This window comes from Serratia sp. KG1D (assembly GCF_037150675.1).
Taxonomy (GTDB): Bacteria; Pseudomonadota; Gammaproteobacteria; order Enterobacterales; family Enterobacteriaceae; genus Serratia; species Serratia nematodiphila.
In genome coordinates this window covers 410,703-427,258 of the sequence record NZ_JBAGIH010000004.1, presented here as the reverse complement: position 1 = coordinate 427,258, position 16,556 = coordinate 410,703, and the positions used below count along the sequence as shown (strand labels likewise).

Annotated in this window: 15 protein-coding genes and 1 riboswitch; of the genes, 11 read left to right on the top strand and 4 right to left on the bottom strand. The window is 62.6% G+C overall.

Features of this window, described 5'->3' with window-relative positions:
* Positions 1-363 precede the first annotated feature (363 nt).
* Genes leuA through leuD form a run of 4 tightly spaced genes read left to right on the top strand, consistent with a single transcriptional unit; the run spans position 364 to position 5,046 of the window.
* A complete protein-coding gene (gene leuA / locus WFM45_RS20095) occupies positions 364-1,938 on the top strand; it encodes a 2-isopropylmalate synthase (protein WP_004932820.1) in 1,575 nt (524 codons plus the stop codon).
* 2 nt (positions 1,939-1,940) lie between these two features.
* The gene (gene leuB / locus WFM45_RS20090) at positions 1,941-3,032 is read left to right on the top strand and encodes a 3-isopropylmalate dehydrogenase (protein ID WP_004932823.1); all 1,092 of its coding nucleotides are present in this window, start codon (positions 1,941-1,943) and stop codon (positions 3,030-3,032) included.
* A gap of 1 nt (position 3,033) precedes the next feature.
* Positions 3,034-4,434 carry a 3-isopropylmalate dehydratase large subunit gene (gene leuC / locus WFM45_RS20085; RefSeq protein ID WP_048326158.1) on the top strand — a complete coding sequence of 467 codons (1,401 nt, stop codon included), beginning with the start codon at positions 3,034-3,036 and terminating at the stop codon, positions 4,432-4,434.
* Between the two features lie 9 nt (positions 4,435-4,443).
* Positions 4,444-5,046, top strand: a complete 603-nt coding sequence (leuD, locus tag WFM45_RS20080) for a 3-isopropylmalate dehydratase small subunit (protein WP_049242028.1) — start codon at positions 4,444-4,446, stop codon at positions 5,044-5,046.
* A 37-nt stretch (positions 5,047-5,083) separates the two neighbouring features.
* On the opposite strand, the gene WFM45_RS20075 is transcribed toward leuD, so the two are convergent.
* From WFM45_RS20075 to sgrT, 3 genes are all read right to left on the bottom strand, one after another.
* Positions 5,084-6,556: a DASS family sodium-coupled anion symporter gene (locus tag WFM45_RS20075; protein WP_197798700.1), complete on the bottom strand. Its 1,473-nt coding sequence runs from the start codon at positions 6,554-6,556 to the stop codon at positions 5,084-5,086.
* A gap of 144 nt (positions 6,557-6,700) precedes the next feature.
* Positions 6,701-7,897: an MFS transporter gene (locus tag WFM45_RS20070; RefSeq protein WP_033631778.1), complete on the bottom strand. Its 1,197-nt coding sequence runs from the start codon at positions 7,895-7,897 to the stop codon at positions 6,701-6,703.
* 154 nt (positions 7,898-8,051) lie between these two features.
* The gene (gene sgrT / locus WFM45_RS20065; RefSeq protein WP_004932838.1) at positions 8,052-8,225 is read right to left on the bottom strand and encodes a glucose uptake inhibitor SgrT; all 174 of its coding nucleotides are present in this window, start codon (positions 8,223-8,225) and stop codon (positions 8,052-8,054) included.
* A 90-nt stretch (positions 8,226-8,315) separates the two neighbouring features.
* Between sgrT and sgrR the strand changes: the two genes are divergently transcribed.
* The 7 genes from sgrR to ilvN all read left to right on the top strand — a co-directional run bounded on the left by sgrR (position 8,316) and on the right by ilvN (position 15,756).
* Positions 8,316-9,977 carry an HTH-type transcriptional regulator SgrR gene (gene sgrR, locus WFM45_RS20060; protein WP_015376637.1) on the top strand — a complete coding sequence of 554 codons (1,662 nt, stop codon included), beginning with the start codon at positions 8,316-8,318 and terminating at the stop codon, positions 9,975-9,977.
* 37 nt (positions 9,978-10,014) lie between these two features.
* Positions 10,015-10,133, top strand: a riboswitch (TPP riboswitch).
* Between the two features lie 57 nt (positions 10,134-10,190).
* On the top strand, positions 10,191-11,177 hold the full coding sequence (thiB, locus tag WFM45_RS20055; protein ID WP_033641247.1) for a thiamine ABC transporter substrate binding subunit: 987 nt from the start codon (positions 10,191-10,193) through the stop codon (positions 11,175-11,177).
* A complete protein-coding gene (thiP, locus tag WFM45_RS20050; RefSeq protein ID WP_336957019.1) occupies positions 11,153-12,760 on the top strand; it encodes a thiamine/thiamine pyrophosphate ABC transporter permease ThiP in 1,608 nt (535 codons plus the stop codon). The genes thiB and thiP overlap by 25 nt, the downstream gene beginning before the upstream one ends.
* The gene (thiQ, locus tag WFM45_RS20045) at positions 12,747-13,451 is read left to right on the top strand and encodes a thiamine ABC transporter ATP-binding protein ThiQ (protein WP_336957017.1); all 705 of its coding nucleotides are present in this window, start codon (positions 12,747-12,749) and stop codon (positions 13,449-13,451) included. The genes thiP and thiQ overlap by 14 nt, the downstream gene beginning before the upstream one ends.
* Positions 13,452-13,539: 88 nt before the next feature.
* Positions 13,540-13,653 (top strand): ilvB operon leader peptide IvbL, encoded by a 114-nt coding sequence (ivbL, locus tag WFM45_RS20040; RefSeq protein ID WP_154747116.1) that lies wholly within the window; start codon positions 13,540-13,542, stop codon positions 13,651-13,653.
* Positions 13,654-13,764: 111 nt separating this feature from the next.
* Positions 13,765-15,459: an acetolactate synthase large subunit gene (ilvB, locus tag WFM45_RS20035; RefSeq protein WP_336957015.1), complete on the top strand. Its 1,695-nt coding sequence runs from the start codon at positions 13,765-13,767 to the stop codon at positions 15,457-15,459.
* A gap of 3 nt (positions 15,460-15,462) precedes the next feature.
* Positions 15,463-15,756 carry an acetolactate synthase small subunit gene (gene ilvN, locus WFM45_RS20030; protein WP_004932856.1) on the top strand — a complete coding sequence of 98 codons (294 nt, stop codon included), beginning with the start codon at positions 15,463-15,465 and terminating at the stop codon, positions 15,754-15,756.
* A 27-nt stretch (positions 15,757-15,783) separates the two neighbouring features.
* Here the strand turns inward: ilvN and WFM45_RS20025 are convergent, their stop codons facing one another.
* Entirely contained in the window at positions 15,784-16,554 is a 771-nt protein-coding gene (locus tag WFM45_RS20025; RefSeq protein ID WP_016929111.1) for a DedA family protein, read from the bottom strand.
* Positions 16,555-16,556 lie beyond the last annotated feature (2 nt).

The window sequence follows — 16,556 nt, the reverse complement described above, 5'->3', positions numbered from 1 at the left end:
TTCGTTTATGCTAAGCAGCACGCAAACTGGCCCCATTTTTTTCTCTAAGGCGTCGTTTTTTTGCCGAATGATCCTCTGTTTAGCTAATGGGATGATGCATTGTCCCCGCATTCAATCAGGTGTTGACATCGCCAGGCCAATCACGTATCAAATTAGGCAGACACCCAATTTAAGAGAAGCTGAACCCTTATGAACCGTACTCACCGTCTACTAGGCCTACTACTCAACGCATCTTGTTTGCGCGGTATGCCTGTGGACGACGTTCGGAGCTGACTCAGCCGATCACCCATAAGAAACCCGCGCTACTGCGCGGGTTTTTTTTTGCCCGCTTAGCGTGAAATCAACACGATAAGGAATGCACCGATGAGCCAACAAGTCATTATTTTCGATACCACGCTGCGTGATGGCGAGCAGGCGCTGCAGGCCAGCCTGAGCGTAAAAGAGAAGATTCAGATTGCGCTGGCGCTGGAAAGAATGGGCGTTGACGTGATGGAAGTCGGCTTCCCGGTCTCTTCGCCGGGCGACTTCGAGTCGGTGCAAACCATCGCGCGCCAGATCAAGAACAGCCGCGTCTGTGGCCTGGCCCGCTGCGTGGACAAAGACATCGACGTGGCCGCCGAAGCGCTGCGCGTCGCCGAAGCGTTCCGCATCCACGTATTCCTGGCCACCTCAACCCTGCACATCGAATCGAAGCTGAAGCGCTCGTTCGACGAAGTGCTGGAGATGGCGGTACGATCGGTAAAACGCGCCCGCAACTACACCGACGACGTGGAGTTCTCCTGTGAAGACGCCGGCCGCACGCCGATCGACAATCTGTGTCGCGTGGTCGAAGCCGCCATCAACGCCGGCGCTACCACCATCAATATCCCGGACACCGTCGGCTACACCACCCCGAACCAGTTCGGCGGCATCATCACTACCCTGTATGACCGCGTGCCGAACATCGACAAAGCCATCATCTCCGTGCACTGCCACGACGATTTGGGCATGGCGGTCGGCAACTCCATCGCCGCAGTGCAAGCCGGAGCCCGCCAGGTGGAAGGCACCCTGAACGGCATTGGTGAACGCGCCGGCAACTGTTCGCTGGAGGAAGTGATCATGGCGATTAAAGTGCGCCAGGACATCATGAACGTGCACACCAACATCAACCACCAGGAAATCTTCCGCACCAGCCAGATCGTCAGCCAGCTGTGCAACATGCCGATCCCGGCCAACAAGGCGATCGTCGGCTCCAACGCCTTCGCCCACTCCTCCGGCATTCACCAGGACGGCGTGCTGAAGAACCGCGAAAACTACGAAATCATGACCCCGCAGTCGATCGGCCTGAAAGACGTGCAGTTAAACCTGACCTCCCGCTCCGGCCGCGCGGCGGTGAAACACCGCATGGAAGAGATGGGCTACCAGGAGCAGGACTACAACCTGGATACCCTGTACGCCGCCTTCCTGAAACTGGCCGACAAAAAGGGCCAGGTGTTCGACTACGATCTGGAGGCGCTGGCCTTCATCAACAAACAGCAGGAAGAGCCGGAGCACTTCAGCCTGGGTTACTTCAGCGTGCAATCCGGCAGCAGCATCATGGCCACCGCCTCGGTGAAACTGATCTGCGGCGGCGAAGAGAAAGCCGAAGCCGCCACCGGCAACGGCCCGGTCGATGCGGTTTATCAGGCGATCAATCGCATCACCGACTACCCGATCGAGCTGGTGAAGTACCAATTGACCGCCAAGGGCCATGGCCGCGACGCGCTGGGCCAGGTGGATATCGTGGTCTCTTACAACGGCCGCCGCTTCCATGGCGTGGGTCTGGCGACCGACATCGTCGAATCCTCCGCCAAGGCGATGGTGCACGTGTTGAACAATATTTGGCGCTCACAGCAGGTAGAAAAAGAAAAGCAGCGCCTGCAGCAAAACAAACATCAAAATAATCAGGAAACGGTGTGAACATGACGAAGACTTATCACATTGCCGTCTTGCCCGGAGACGGCATCGGCCCGGAAGTAATGGCTCAGGCGCGCAAAGTGTTGGACGCAGTGCGTCAACGCTTTGACATTCGCATCACCACCGCCGAGTACGACGTCGGCGGCATCGCCATCGATCGCCACGGCAGCCCGCTGCCGGCGGCGACCGTCGCCGGCTGCGAGCAGGCCGACGCCATCCTGTTCGGATCGGTGGGCGGCCCGAAATGGGAACATCTGCCGCCGGCCGAGCAGCCGGAACGCGGCGCGCTGTTGCCGCTGCGCAAGCACTTCAAACTGTTCAGCAACCTGCGCCCGGCGCGCCTGTATCAAGGGTTGGAGGCGTTCTGCCCGCTGCGCGCCGACATCGCCGCCCGCGGCTTCGACATTCTGTGCGTGCGCGAATTGACCGGCGGCATCTACTTCGGCCAGCCGAAAGGCCGCGAAGGCCAGGGCATGCAGGAACGCGCCTTCGATACCGAGGTGTATCACCGTTTCGAGATTGAACGCATCGCGCGCATCGCCTTCGAATCCGCCCGCAAGCGCCGCCACAAGGTGACGTCGATCGACAAGGCCAACGTGCTGCAAAGCTCCATCCTGTGGCGTGAAGTGGTCAATCAGGTCGCCAGGGATTACCCGGACGTGTCGCTGTCGCACATGTATATCGACAACGCCACCATGCAGTTGATCAAGGATCCGTCCCAGTTCGACGTGCTGCTGTGCTCCAATCTGTTCGGTGACATCCTGTCCGACGAGTGCGCGATGATCACCGGTTCGATGGGCATGCTGCCGTCCGCCAGCCTGAATGAGCAAGGCTTCGGCCTGTACGAACCGGCGGGCGGTTCCGCGCCGGATATTGCCGGCAAAGGCATCGCCAACCCGATTGCGCAGATCCTGTCCGCCACTCTGCTGCTGCGTTACAGCCTGGGCGCCGATGAAGCGGCCGACGCCGTGGAGCGCGCCATCAACCAGGCGTTGGAACAGGGCTACCGCACCGCCGATCTGGCCGGTGACGGCAAAGCCGTCAGCACCGATGAAATGGGCGATATCATCGCCCGCTTTGTAGCTCAGGGGGCATAACATGGCCAAGACCTTATACCAGAAGCTGTACGACGCCCACGTGGTGCACGAAGCGCCGAACGAAACGCCGTTGCTGTATATCGACCGTCACCTGGTGCACGAAGTCACCTCGCCGCAGGCGTTCGACGGCCTGCGCGCCATGGGCCGTAAGGTGCGCCAACCCGGCAAAACCTTCGCCACCATGGATCACAACGTGTCGACCCAGACCAAAGACATCAACGCCAGCGGCGAAATGGCGCGCATCCAGATGCAGGAGCTGATCAAGAACTGCGCGGAATTCGGCGTTTCGCTGTATGACCTGAATCACCCGTTCCAGGGCATCGTGCACGTGATCGGGCCTGAGCAAGGCATGACGCTGCCGGGCATGACCATCGTCTGCGGCGACTCACACACCGCCACCCACGGCGCTTTCGGCTCATTGGCGTTCGGCATCGGCACCTCCGAAGTGGAACACGTGCTGGCGACCCAGACCCTGAAACAGGGCCGGGCCAAAACCATGAAGATTGAAGTCACCGGCGACGCCGCCGAGGGCATTACCGCCAAAGACATCGTGCTGGCGGTGATCGGCAAAACCGGCAGCGCAGGCGGCACCGGCCACGTGGTGGAGTTCTGCGGCAAGGCGATCGAGGCATTGAGCATGGAAGGGCGTATGACCCTGTGCAACATGGCGATCGAAATGGGCGCCAAAGCCGGGTTGGTCGCGCCGGACGACACCACCTTCGCCTACCTGAAGGGGCGTCAGTTCGCACCGACCGGCGAAAACTGGGAGCAGGCGGTCGCTTACTGGCGCACGCTGAAGTCCGACGCCGACGCCCAGTTCGATACCGTGGTGACGCTGCGCGCCGAAGAGATCGCGCCGCAGGTCACCTGGGGCACCAACCCTGGCCAGGTGATCGCCGTCAATCAGGCGATCCCGGCGCCGGAATCGTTCAGCGATCCGGTTGAGCGCGCCTCCGCCGAAAAAGCGCTGGCCTACATGGATTTGAAGCCGGGTATCAAATTGACCGAAGTGCCGATCGACAAGGTGTTCATCGGTTCCTGCACCAACTCGCGCATCGAAGATCTGCGCGCGGCGGCGGCGATCGCCAAGGGGCGCAAGGTCGCCAACGGCGTGCAGGCCATCGTGGTGCCGGGCTCCGGCCCGGTGAAGGCCCAGGCGGAAGCCGAAGGGTTGGACAAAATCTTTATTGAAGCCGGTTTCGAATGGCGCTTGCCGGGTTGCTCGATGTGCCTGGCGATGAACAACGACCGTCTGAATCCGGGCGAGCGCTGCGCGTCCACCAGTAACCGTAACTTCGAAGGGCGCCAGGGCCGCGGTGGGCGCACCCACCTGGTCAGCCCGGCAATGGCCGCCGCGGCCGCCGTCGCCGGTCACTTCGCTGACATCCGTGATATTCACTAAGGGGCTAACGTGGCTAAATTTACTCAACATACCGGCTTAGTGGTGCCTTTGGATGCGGCCAACGTCGACACCGACGCCATTATTCCCAAGCAGTTTTTACAGAAGGTGACCCGCACCGGTTTCGGCCAGCACCTGTTCAACGACTGGCGCTTCCTCGACGACGCCGGCCAGCAGCCGAACCCGGCGTTCGTGCTGAACAAACCGCGCTATAAAGGCGCCAGCATCCTGTTGGCGCGCGAAAACTTCGGCTGCGGCTCTTCGCGCGAACACGCCCCCTGGGCGCTGACCGACTACGGGTTCAAAGTGGTGATTGCGCCGAGCTTTGCCGATATCTTCTATGGCAACTCGTTCAACAACCAGCTGTTGCCGGTGACGCTGAGCGAGCAGCAGGTGGATGAGCTGTTCAAGCTGGTGGACGCCAACGAGGGCATGGAGTTCGTGGTGGATCTGGAGAACCAGACGGTCAACGCCGGCGGCAAAAGCTATCCGTTCGAAATAGACAGCTTCCGCCGCCACTGCATGATCAACGGGCTGGACAGCATCGGCCTGACGCTGCAGCACGAAGCGGACATCTCCCGCTACGAAGCGCAGCAGCCGGCGTTTCTGAATTAATCCCCTTCACCCGCCGCCCGGCGGGTGAATTTTTTCCTCACCAGTAGCCCAGCAGCTTCCACCATGCGCCGCCGATCACTATCCAGATCAGCAGGTTAACCACACTCATCACCCATCCCGCTTTCCACCACTCCCCCAGCGTCACGTAGCCGGAGCCAAAGATGATCGGCGCGGTGCCGGTGCCGTAATGCGTCAGCGACATCATCAGCGAGGAAGAAAACGCCAGGATCAGGCCCAGCAGTGCCGGTGGCGCGCCAAGCGCGATGCCGGCAGCGAAGAAGGCGGCGAACATCGCCGTCACGTGCGCGGTGGTGCTGGCGAAGAAATAGTGTGAATACAAATAGATGAGTGTCAGCAAGATCGTGCCGCCCACCCAGCTCATGCCCATACGGTCGATGCCGTTGCCGACGGTTTGCGACAGCCAGCCGATCAGCCCCAGCTTGCCGAGGAAGCTGGCCATCATCACCAGCGCCGAGAACCACACCACGGTGTCCCAGGCCCCTTTATGCTTCAGCACATCCTCCCAGCTCAGCACGCCGGTGGCCAGCAGCACCGCCAGGCCTATCAGCGCCGCGGTGGTAGGATTGACCGCCAGCGCCGGGCCGAAGATCATCGCCGGAATGCCGGCCCACAGCACCAGCAGCAGCGCAAATACCCCGAGAGTAATTTTCTCCGGCAGCGTCACCGGCCCCAGCGCCTGCAGCTTTTCGCGGGCGAAACGCGGCGCATCCGGCGTACTTTTCACCTCCGGGGGGTACAGCAGATAAATCACCAGCGGCATCACGATCAGCGAGCACAGCCCTGGCACCAGGGCGGCGACCGCCCACATCGACCAGGACAGCTCGAAGCTGCCGTGGGTGCCTTTGGCGATCAGGCTAACGATCAGCGGGTTAGGCGCGGTGGCGGTGATAAACATCGCCGAGGTGACCGGGTTGATGTTGTAGTTCACCAGCGACAGGTAGCGGCCAATCTTGCCGGAGGTATTGAGCTCGGGTTTGGAGCCGAAGCTGTCGGCGATCGACTTCATGATCGGGTGAATGATGCCGCCGCCGCGCGCGGTATTGCTCGGCGTCACCGGCGCCAGCGTGGTTTCCGCCAACGTCAATGCGTAGGCGATGCCGAGCGTTTTTTTACCGAACAGCGAGATAAAGTAGTAGCCGATGCGCGCGCCCAGCCCGGTTTTGTTCAGGCTGAGGGAGATCATGATAGAAAAGCCGATCAGCCAGATCAGTTGGTTGGAAAAGCCGCTGAGCGCGTCGTCCAGCGCGGCGCCCGGCTTGCCGGGGTTGGTGACGCCGGTCACCGCCACCAGAGCGATGGCGATCACCGAGACCGCACCGATCGGCATCGCCTTGCCGATGATGGCGATGATGGTGCCGATAAACAGCGCCAGCAGCTGCCAGGCATTGGGCGCAACGCCCTCCGGCACGGGAATGAGGAACCAGATAATCAGCGTGGCGCCAAGGGCGCACAGGGAAGGAAGCGGTTTGAGCGGTGTGAGTTTATCCATAACGTTCCCACTGTTCTAAACGACAGGGCGGCATCTCAATAGCGAGACGGGCGTGGGCGCAACGATCGCGCGCCATATGCCTTCAGCTTGAGCGCCCGGCTTAGCCTTCTCAATGACTTGCATCAAGAATGCCGTCGTTTAACCTCACACTTCACGCACTTTGGCGCTCATCCCGAGCGCCGCCAGCGCCAACAGCGCCGCCATCCAATACACCGAACCATGACCGAAATTCTCCACCAGCGCGCCCTGCAGCACCCCGGCCAGGATCACCCCGGTAGAGATGCTGTTGGTGAACAGCGTGGTGGCGGCGCCCGGCCGGCCCGGCATCAAATCCTGAAAATAGAGCATGCCGATACCGGCGACGATGCCGATAAACACCGCGTTGAGCAGCTGCAGCGCGATCAGGGCCGGCTTGGCCGCCAACACCGTCAGCCCGAGATAAAACAGCACGCCCGCCGCCACCGCCAGCAGCATCATGTTGCGTTTGCCGAAGCGTTTGACGTAATAACCGGCCAGCAGCATTGCCGGGATTTCCAACCCGGCGGCGGTGCCCATCAGCACCCCGGCCAGCCCTTCCGGCAGCCCGAGATCGGCGGTGATATACAGCGGCATATCGATGATATACAAGGTATTGCAGGTCCACATCAGCATCGAAGCGATGAACAGCAGCCGCACATCGCGATTGCGCCAGGCGCTGGCGGGCGCGATCGGCGCAGACATCCCGCCCTGCAGCTCCCCATTCTCCGCCGCACGCGGCACCGAAGGCAGCATAACCCCTACCAGCAGCACGCAAACCGCGAAGGTGGCGGCGGCGATCAGGAACATCACGGTGAACCCATAGTTCAGCGCCAGCGCAAACGACAGCGGCGGGCCGATCACCCACGCCAGCGAAAGCTGGGCGCGCATCACCGAGCTGAACATCACCACCTCACGCGCCTCGCTGTCGGCGTATTCCCGCGCCAACGCGAAAATCTGCGGCATGGCGGTGTTGGCAACGGCGGACATCAGCACCCCGGCGGTGATCAGCGTCAGGTAGTCGCGGTTAAAGGCGAACAGCAGGCAGTTACCGACCGCCATCAGGCAGCACAGCAGGATCAGCCTGCGCCGATCGCCGCGGGTATCGGAGCGCTTGGCGAGCAGAAAACTGACCACGATGCCGGCCACGGCGTTGGCGGTGTAAAACAGCCCTACCCACAGCGGCCGCACTTTGACCTCGGTGGTCAGAAACAGACTGAGCGTCGGCGTCAGCAACGCGCCGGCGATGCCGGAGAGAAAAGCGATCAGCAGGAATGCGGCAAAGATGGGGTTAATACGCAGTGACAACCGGCTCAGGCGTTGCATATCGTCTTCCCTGACCTCAAAGCAGAAGAAAGAACCTTAGGCCACGGCGAGAAAAATGCAAGCGCATCGCCATGACCGCGCATAAAAAAACCAGTGGGTCGCCCCACTGGCTGGTGAAACAGCACCATTACTCAGAAACTTGTTGCCGCAGCCCCTACAGGTGCTCGCGATACTGCTTATCGGTCATCTCTTTAATGTCCCATTGCGTCAGGTGCGCCAGCATCGCCAGCCGCGCCTGTTCGGGCACCACGCTCAGCCAGTCGGCTCGCTGGCGGCGCACCGCGCTGAAATAGCGCTGATAGAACTGCCTGGATAAGAAAGCTTTCATGATTACGCCCTCCCCTTTCATTGATGAAAATTATCGGCGTAATATAGGGAAAGAAAAATTGACGAGTTGAAGCGGGAGCGTTCCTCTTTTATGTCCACGTCCAGATTGCAGCAGCAGTTCATCCGCCTGTGGCAGCGCTGCCACGGTGAAACCACCGACACCACGCTGCAGGATCTGGCGGAGGTGCTCAGCTGCTCGCGGCGCCACGTGCGCTCCCTGCTGAGCGCCATGCAGCGGGAAGGCTGGCTCACCTGGCAGGCGGAGTCGGGGCGCGGCAAGCGTTCGCGGCTAACCTTCCACTACACCGGCCTGGCGCTGCAGCAACAGCGGGCCGAGGAGCTGCTGGAACAGGATCGCATCGATCAACTGGTGCAACTGGTGGGCGACAAAAACGTGGTGCGCCAGATGCTGCTGTCGCAGCTGGGGCGTAGCTTCCGCCAGGGGAAACACATCCTGCGGGTGCTCTACTACCGGCAGTTGTACAACCTGCTGCCCGGCTCGGCGCTGCGGCGTTCGGAAACCCATCTGGCGCGCCAGATCTTCAACGGCCTGACACGCATAAATGAGGAAAACGGGGAACTGGAGTCCGATCTGTCTCACCATTGGCAGGCGTTGACGCCACTGCACTGGCGTTTTTACCTGCGCCCGGCGATCCATTTTCATCACGGCCGCGAGCTGGAGATGGCGGACGTCATTACTTCTCTCTCGCGTCTGACCTCGCAACCGCTGTTCTCGCATATCGAGAGCGTCACCTCGCCGACGCCATTCGTGATTGATGTGCATCTGCGCAGCCCCGACCACTGGCTGCCCTGGCTGCTGGGCAGCGTGCACGCCATGATCCTGCCGCGCGAATGGCGCGAACTGCCGGATTTCGCCCGCCATCCGATCGGCACCGGCCCCTATCGCGTAGTGCGCAATCTCCCCAGCCAGATGAAGATCCACGCCTTCGACGACTATTTTGGCTACCGGGCGCTGATCGACGAGGTGAATATCTGGGTGCTGCCGGAGTTCTCCGAAGAACTGGTGCATTCCGGCGTACAGCTGCAGGGCGATGAAACCGGCAACAACGAACTGGAAAGCCGGCTGGAAGAGGGCTGCTATTTCCTGCTGTTCGACCGGCGCTCCCCGCTGGCCGCCGATCCCGCCATTCGCAGCTGGCTGTGCGAATTGATCAATCCCATTTCGCTGCTGAGCCACGCCGGGCCGCTCTACCAACGCTACTGGTCGCCGGCGTACGGCCTGCTGCCCCGTTGGCACCACAACCGCGCGCTGGCGCAGCAGCCCAAGCCGGCGGGGCTGACCGAACTGACGATGACCCACTTCAATGAGCATTCGGAGTTTCACGCCATCCGTCAGGCGATCGAGCCGCTGCTGGCGCAGCACGGCATCCGCCTGATCGTGCAAAGCGTGGATTACGCCACCTGGCACCAGGGCGACGCGCGCAGCGATCTGTGGCTCGGCAGCGCCAACTTCTATCTGCCGCTGGAGTTTTCGCTGTTCGCCACGCTGTACGAACTGCCGCTGATGCAGCACTGCATGAACGAAGATCTGGCGCAGGACGCAGCGCTGTGGCGCGCCAACCGCTTGCCGCTGGCGGAGTTCTGCCAGCGTCTGGTCAGCAACCACCAGCTGCATCCGCTGTTCCACCACTGGCTGCAGCTGCACGGCCAGCGCAGCATGCGCGGCGTGCGGATGAACACCCTCGGCTGGTTCGACTTCAAGTCCGCCTGGTTTGCCCCGCCGGAGACATAAGCGCCTTTCGCCCAAGTCGGTTAATCTTTACAATAGCGCCGTCTCAACGGGGTGCGGAGAGCCGGGCCGCCTAATAAGCCCGATTTTCCGCTGAGAGCACACCCGTCGAACCTGATCCGGTCAATACCGGCGGAGGGATTTGAGCCCAGCGAACCGGCGACGCCGCCTCGCCCCCTCAGATGCCCTTGCCCCCTTATTTTTCAGGAGTGCAACGTGGTCAAAAAATATCTGCCCTGCTTATTGCTGCTGTGCGCCGCGCCGGCGTTCGCCAAGCCGACGCTGACGGTTTACACCTATGATTCCTTCGCCGCCGACTGGGGCCCTGGCCCGGCGGTGAAAAAAGCCTTCGAAGCCGAATGCGGCTGTGAACTGAAGTTCGTCGCGCTGGAAGACGGCGTCTCGCTGCTGAACCGCCTGCGCATGGAAGGCAAAAACAGCGCCGCCGACGTGGTGCTGGGGCTGGACAACAACCTGCTGCAGGCGGCGCAGCAAACCGGCCTGTTCGCGCCGAGCGGCGTCGACACCGCCAAGCTGACGGTGCCGGGCGGCTGGCAGGACGCGACCTTCGTGCCTTACGACTACGGGTACTTCGCCTTCGTCTACAACAAAGAAAAACTGAAGAACCCGCCGAAAAGCCTGCAGGAGCTGGTCAGCGGCGACCGCAACTGGAAAGTGATCTACGAAGATCCGCGCACCAGCACGCCGGGGCTCGGCCTGCTGCTGTGGATGCAAAAAGTGTATGGCGACGAGGCGCCGGCCGCCTGGCAGCAGCTGGCGAAGAAGACCGTCACCGTCACCAAAGGCTGGAGCGAGGCCTACGGCCTGTTCCTGAAAGGCGAAGGCGACCTGGTGCTCAGCTACACCACGTCTCCGGCCTATCACCTGATCGAAGAGAAAAAAGACCTTTACGCCGCCGCCACGTTCAGCGAAGGCCACTACCTGCAGGTGGAAGTGGCGGGCAAGCTGAAAGCCGCCAAACAGCCTGAGCTGGCCGAGCGCTTCATGCAGTTCATGGTGACGCCGGCATTCCAGAACACCATCCCGACCGGCAACTGGATGTACCCGGTGATCAACACCCCGCTGCCCGTCGGTTTTGAGCAGATGAACGTGCCGCAGACCGCGCTGCAATACAGCGCCGAAGAGGTGGCCAAACAACGCGGCGGTTGGATCCGGGCATGGCAAACCGCCGTCAGCCGCTGATCCCCCGCTGGCTCTGGCCGGGGCTGCTGGCCGCCGGCGTGATCCTGCTGGTCGCCGCACTGGCGATGGGCTCGCTGTGGCGTCACGCGCCGGACAGCGACTGGCGCGTCCTGTGGCAGGACAGTTACCTGTGGCACGTGGTGCGCTTCACCTTCTGGCAGGCGCTGTTGTCGGCGCTGATTTCGGTGCTGCCCGCCGTTCTGCTGGCGCGTGCGCTCTATCGCCGCCGTTTCCCCGGCCGGCAGCTGCTGCTGCGGCTGTGCGCCATGACGCTGGTGCTGCCGGTGCTGGTGGCGGTGTTCGGCCTGCTCAGCGTCTATGGGCGCCAGGGCTGGCTGGCGACGCTGTGCGGCTGGCTGGGCGTCGAGTATGGCTTCTCGCCCTACGGGCTGCAGGGCATTCTGCTGGCGCACCTGTTCTTTAACCTGCCGCTGGCCACCCGCCTGTTGCTGCAGGCGCTGGAGAACATTCCGGTGGAGCAGCGCCAGCTGGCCGCCCAACTGGGTATGAACGGCTGGCAGCAGTTCCGTTTCGTCGAATGGCCGGCGCTGCGTCGCCAGATCCTGCCGAGCGGCGCGCTGATCTTCATGCTGTGCTTCGCCAGCTTCGCCACCGTGCTGTCGCTGGGCGGCGGGCCGCAGGCCACCACCATCGAACTGGCGATCTACCAGGCGCTGAGTTACGACTACGATCTGGGGCGTGCCGCCATGCTGGCGCTGATCCAGCTGGGCTGTTGTCTCGGGCTGGTGTTGATCAGTCAGCGCCTGAGCCAGGCATTGCCGGTGGGGCATACCCACGCCCAGCGCTGGCGCAATCCGGAAGACAGCCTGTGGCGGCGCATCAGCGATTTTCTGCTGATCGCCGCCGCCCTGCTGCTGCTGCTGCCGCCTCTGCTGGCGGTGATCGCCGACGGCGCCAATCAGGCCATTGTCAGCGTGCTGCGCCAGCCGGTGCTGTGGCAGGCGCTGTTCACGTCGCTGCGCATCGCCCTCGGCGCCGGGCTGCTGTGCGTGGCGCTCACGATGATGCTGCTGTGGAGCAGCCGCGAGCTGAAACTGCGGCAGCAGCTGCACGGCGGCCAGGCGCTGGAGCTGAGCGGCATGGTGATCCTGGCGATGCCGGGCATCGTGCTGGCCACCGGCTTCTTCCTGCTGCTGAGCGATACAATTGGGTTGCCGCAGTCGCCCTATGCGCTGGTGATCCTCACCAATGCGCTGATGGCGGTGCCCTACGCGCTAAAGGTGTTGGAGAACCCGATGCGCGACCTCGCCGAACGTTACAATCCGCTGTGCCTGTCGCTGGATATCCGCGGCTGGCAACGGCTGCGGCTGATTGAGCTGCGCGCCCTGCGCCGCCCGCTGGCGCAGGCACTGGCCTTCGCCTGCGTGCTGTCGATCGGCGACTTCGGCGTGGTCGCCTTGTTTGGCAACGAGCATTTCCGTACCCTGCCTTTTTACCTGTATCAGCAGATTGGCGCCTACCGCAGCAACGACGGGGCGGTGACCGCGCTGCTGTTGCTGCTGCTGTGCTTCCTGTTGTTTACCCTGATTGAACGCTTACCGGGCCGCCATGCTGACGCTTGAAAAACTGACCTACCTGTATGAACACCTGCCGATGCGCTTTGATCTGCGCATCCAGCCGGGCGAGCGCGTCGCGGTGCTCGGCCCCAGCGGCGCCGGTAAAAGCACCTTGCTGAGCCTGATCGCCGGTTTTCTGCCGGCGGCCAGCGGCCGGCTGCTGCTGAACGGCGAAGACCACACCGCCACCCCGCCGGCCAAGCGGCCGGTGTCGATGCTGTTTCAGGAGAACAACCTGTTCGCGCACCTGACGGTGGCGCAGAACATCGGGCTGGGGTTGGATCCCGGTCTGCGCTTGACTGAACAACAGCGCCAACAGCGGGCGCACATCGCCCGTCAGGTCGGCCTGGAAGAGCGCCTGGAGCGCCTGCCGTCGCAACTTTCCGGCGGCCAGCGTCAGCGCGCCGCGCTGGCGCGCTGTTTGATTCGCCAACGGCCGATCCTGTTGCTCGACGAACCCTTCTCGGCGCTCGATCCGGCGCTGCGCAACGAGATGCTGCAGCTGCTGCAGACGGTATGCGAACAGCGCAACCTGACGCTGCTGATGGTGTCGCACAACCTCGACGACGCCGCACGCATCGCGCCGCGCACGCTGCTGGTGGTCGACGGCCGCATCTATTACGACGGCACGACGCAGGCCCTGATGGACGGCAGCGCGCCCGAAGCGCGCGTGCTGGGCATTTCGGGCAAAGCGTGATCTGACGCGCGTTTTTTATGCTGCGCCAATAAACCTGTTGTGCGAATTTTGCGCCTGTGTTTTTATAAAAACCTGACTTTTTTTACTGATGATAAGGTTCCCTGTGATCGCATCCTCGCTGACTTCGACCCTACTAGTTACCGCGCTACCAGCCGCGGTGGTCGTCGTGCGTGTGGTGGTGGTCGTCGGCAATGCGCCGTAGGGTCCGAATCAACGCATCGATTCCCAAACCCCGCCGGCGCAAACCGGGCGGGGTTTCTTGTTTTAGCACCCTGCCCAGCAAAGCTCACCGGCCTTGAGAAAGGACAGGAACATGGCAACTTCGGGCACGCCTCAACCGAGCACCCGCTTCACCGGCGCACAATTGATCGTTCATCTGCTGGAGCGTCAGGGCATCACCACCGTCGCCGGCATTCCCGGCGGCGCCGCGCTGCCGCTGTATGACGCGCTGAGCCAAAGCACCCGCATTCACCACGTGCTGGCGCGCCACGAACAGGGCGCGGGCTTTATGGCGCAAGGCATGGCGCGCGCCAACGGCAAGGCGGCGGTGTGCATCGCCTCCAGCGGGCCGGGCGCCACCAACCTGGTCACCGCCATCGCCGACGCCAAGCTCGACTCCATTCCGCTGGTGTGCATCACCGGTCAGGTGCCCTCCTCGATGATCGGCACCGACGCCTTCCAGGAAGTGGATACCTACGGCATTTCCATCCCGATCACCAAGCACAACCATCTGGTGCGCGATATCCGCGAACTGCCGCAGGTGATTGGCGACGCCTTCCGCATCGCCGAGTCCGGCCGCCCCGGCCCGGTCTGGATCGATGTGCCGAAAGATGTGCAAACCGCCACCATCACGCTGGAAGAGCTGCCGCCGATCGCCGTGCCGGACGCCGCTCCGAGCTTCGATCCGGCGCTGGTTTCGCAGGCCGCCGCGATGATCAACCGGGCAAAGCGCCCGATCCTCTATCTGGGCGGCGGCATCATCTGCGCCGACGCCCACCGGCAAGCGGTGGAACTGGCCGAACGCGCCGGTCTGCCCACCACCATGACGCTGATGGCGCTGGGCGCGATGCCGGTGGAACACCCGCTGTCGCTGGGCATGCTGGGCATGCACGCGGCGCGCAGCACCAACTTCATTCTGCAGGAAGCCGATCTGCTGATCGTGCTGGGCGCGCGCTTCGACGATCGGGCAATCGGCAAAACCGAGCAGTTCTGCCCTAACGCCGCCATCATTCATGTGGATATCGACCGCGCCGAGCTGGGCAAGGTCAAACAGGCCAACGTGGCGATCCATGCCGACGTCGGCCAGGTGCTGCAACAGCTGCTGCCGCAGATCGACACGCAGCCGCGCAGCGAATGGCTGAACACCGTCAATGACCTGAAGCGCGAATTCCCGTTCAACATGCCGAACGCCGACGATCCGCTGAGCCATTACGGCCTGGTGCTGGCCGCCGCGCGCTGCGTGGACGACAGCGCTATTATCACCACCGACGTAGGCCAGCATCAGATGTGGGTGGCGCAAGCCTATCCGCTGAGCCGGCCGCGCCAGTGGCTGACGTCGGGCGGCCTGGGCACCATGGGCTTCGGTCTGCCGGCGGCGATCGGCGCGGCGCTGGCGGAGCCCGAGCGCAAAGTGCTGTGCTTCTCCGGCGACGGCAGCCTGATGATGAACATTCAGGAAATGGCCACCGCGGTCGAGCACGATCTGGACGTGAAAATCATTTTGATGAACAACCAGGCGCTGGGGCTGGTGCACCAGCAGCAAACCCTGTTCTACCAGCAGCGCATCTTCGCCGCCGCCTATCCGAAGCGTACCGACTTCCTGAAGATCGCCGCCGGATTCGGGCTGGATACCTGCGATCTGAACGCCGCGGAAGATCCGCAGGCGGCGCTGGCCGAGGCGATCCAACGCCCGGGTCCCTGCCTGATCCACGCGCTGATCGATATCAACGAAAAAGTATTCCCGATGGTGCCGCCGGGCGCCGCCAACATCGACATGATTGGAGAATAAGCCATGCTGCAACCACAAGATAAACCCCAGGTGATCCTGGAGCTGGCGGTGCGCAACCATCCCGGCGTGATGTCGCACGTTTGCGGGCTGTTCGCCCGCCGCGCGTTCAACGTCGAAGGCATTTTGTGCCTGCCATTGAAAGACGGCCAGCAAAGCCGCATTTGGCTACTGGTCGCCGACGATCAGCGGCTGGAGCAGATGATAAGCCAGGTGGAAAAGCTGGAAGACGTGCTGCAGGTGAGGCGCCACAGCGAGGACGTGCGGGTATTTGAACAACTGGAAGCGTTCTTCCAATAAAGCGAACGGGGGCTTACGCCCCCGCAATCATTGCCCGGACAACACCTGCCACAGCAGGTGGCGATACACCGGCATCAGCGGCTGCTGACTCAGCGCATAACCGACCGCCAGCGCCGCCAGCCAACTCAATCCGCAAACCACGCGCAGCCGCAGCGGCGTCAGCCAACGGCTCAGTCGATCGGCGTTGCGCTTACCCTCACGCCACCAACGCCAGCTCAACCATACCGCCAGCCAGACCAGCAGCGCCGCCGCGAGCAGCAGCCACTTGAACATCGCGCTGTCGGCGCCGGCGGGAATATCGATCGCCACGCCCGCCAGAATGCCGGGGAAGAAATAAACCGGCGGCCAGGTCAGGCAACCGATGATGTTCGGCAGCGCGAACTTGTACGGCGGCAAATCGAGCATCCCGGCCACCATTGGCACCAGCGGGCGCGTCGGGCCGACGAAGCGGCCGATCAGAATGGTCGCCATGCTGTGCTGGTGCAAGGCATGCTCGGTTTTGTCGAGCAGCGCCTTATTCTTCTTCAGGAATGACCAACGGTGTAAAGGCCCCTTGAACGCGCGGCCGACGAAATAAGAGATCCAGTCGCCGAGCAGACAGCCGACGATGCCCGCCGCCCAGGCGTAGTAAAAGTCCACCTTGCCGCTGCCGATCAGCGCGCCGATGCTGGCCATCATCACCGTGCCGGGCAGCAACAGCCCCACCAGCGCCAGCGACTCCAGAAAAGCGACCAGCAGGACGACCATCAGGGTGAAAGCCAGTGACTGGGTGATCAAATCTTGTAAATAGGCTTCCATTA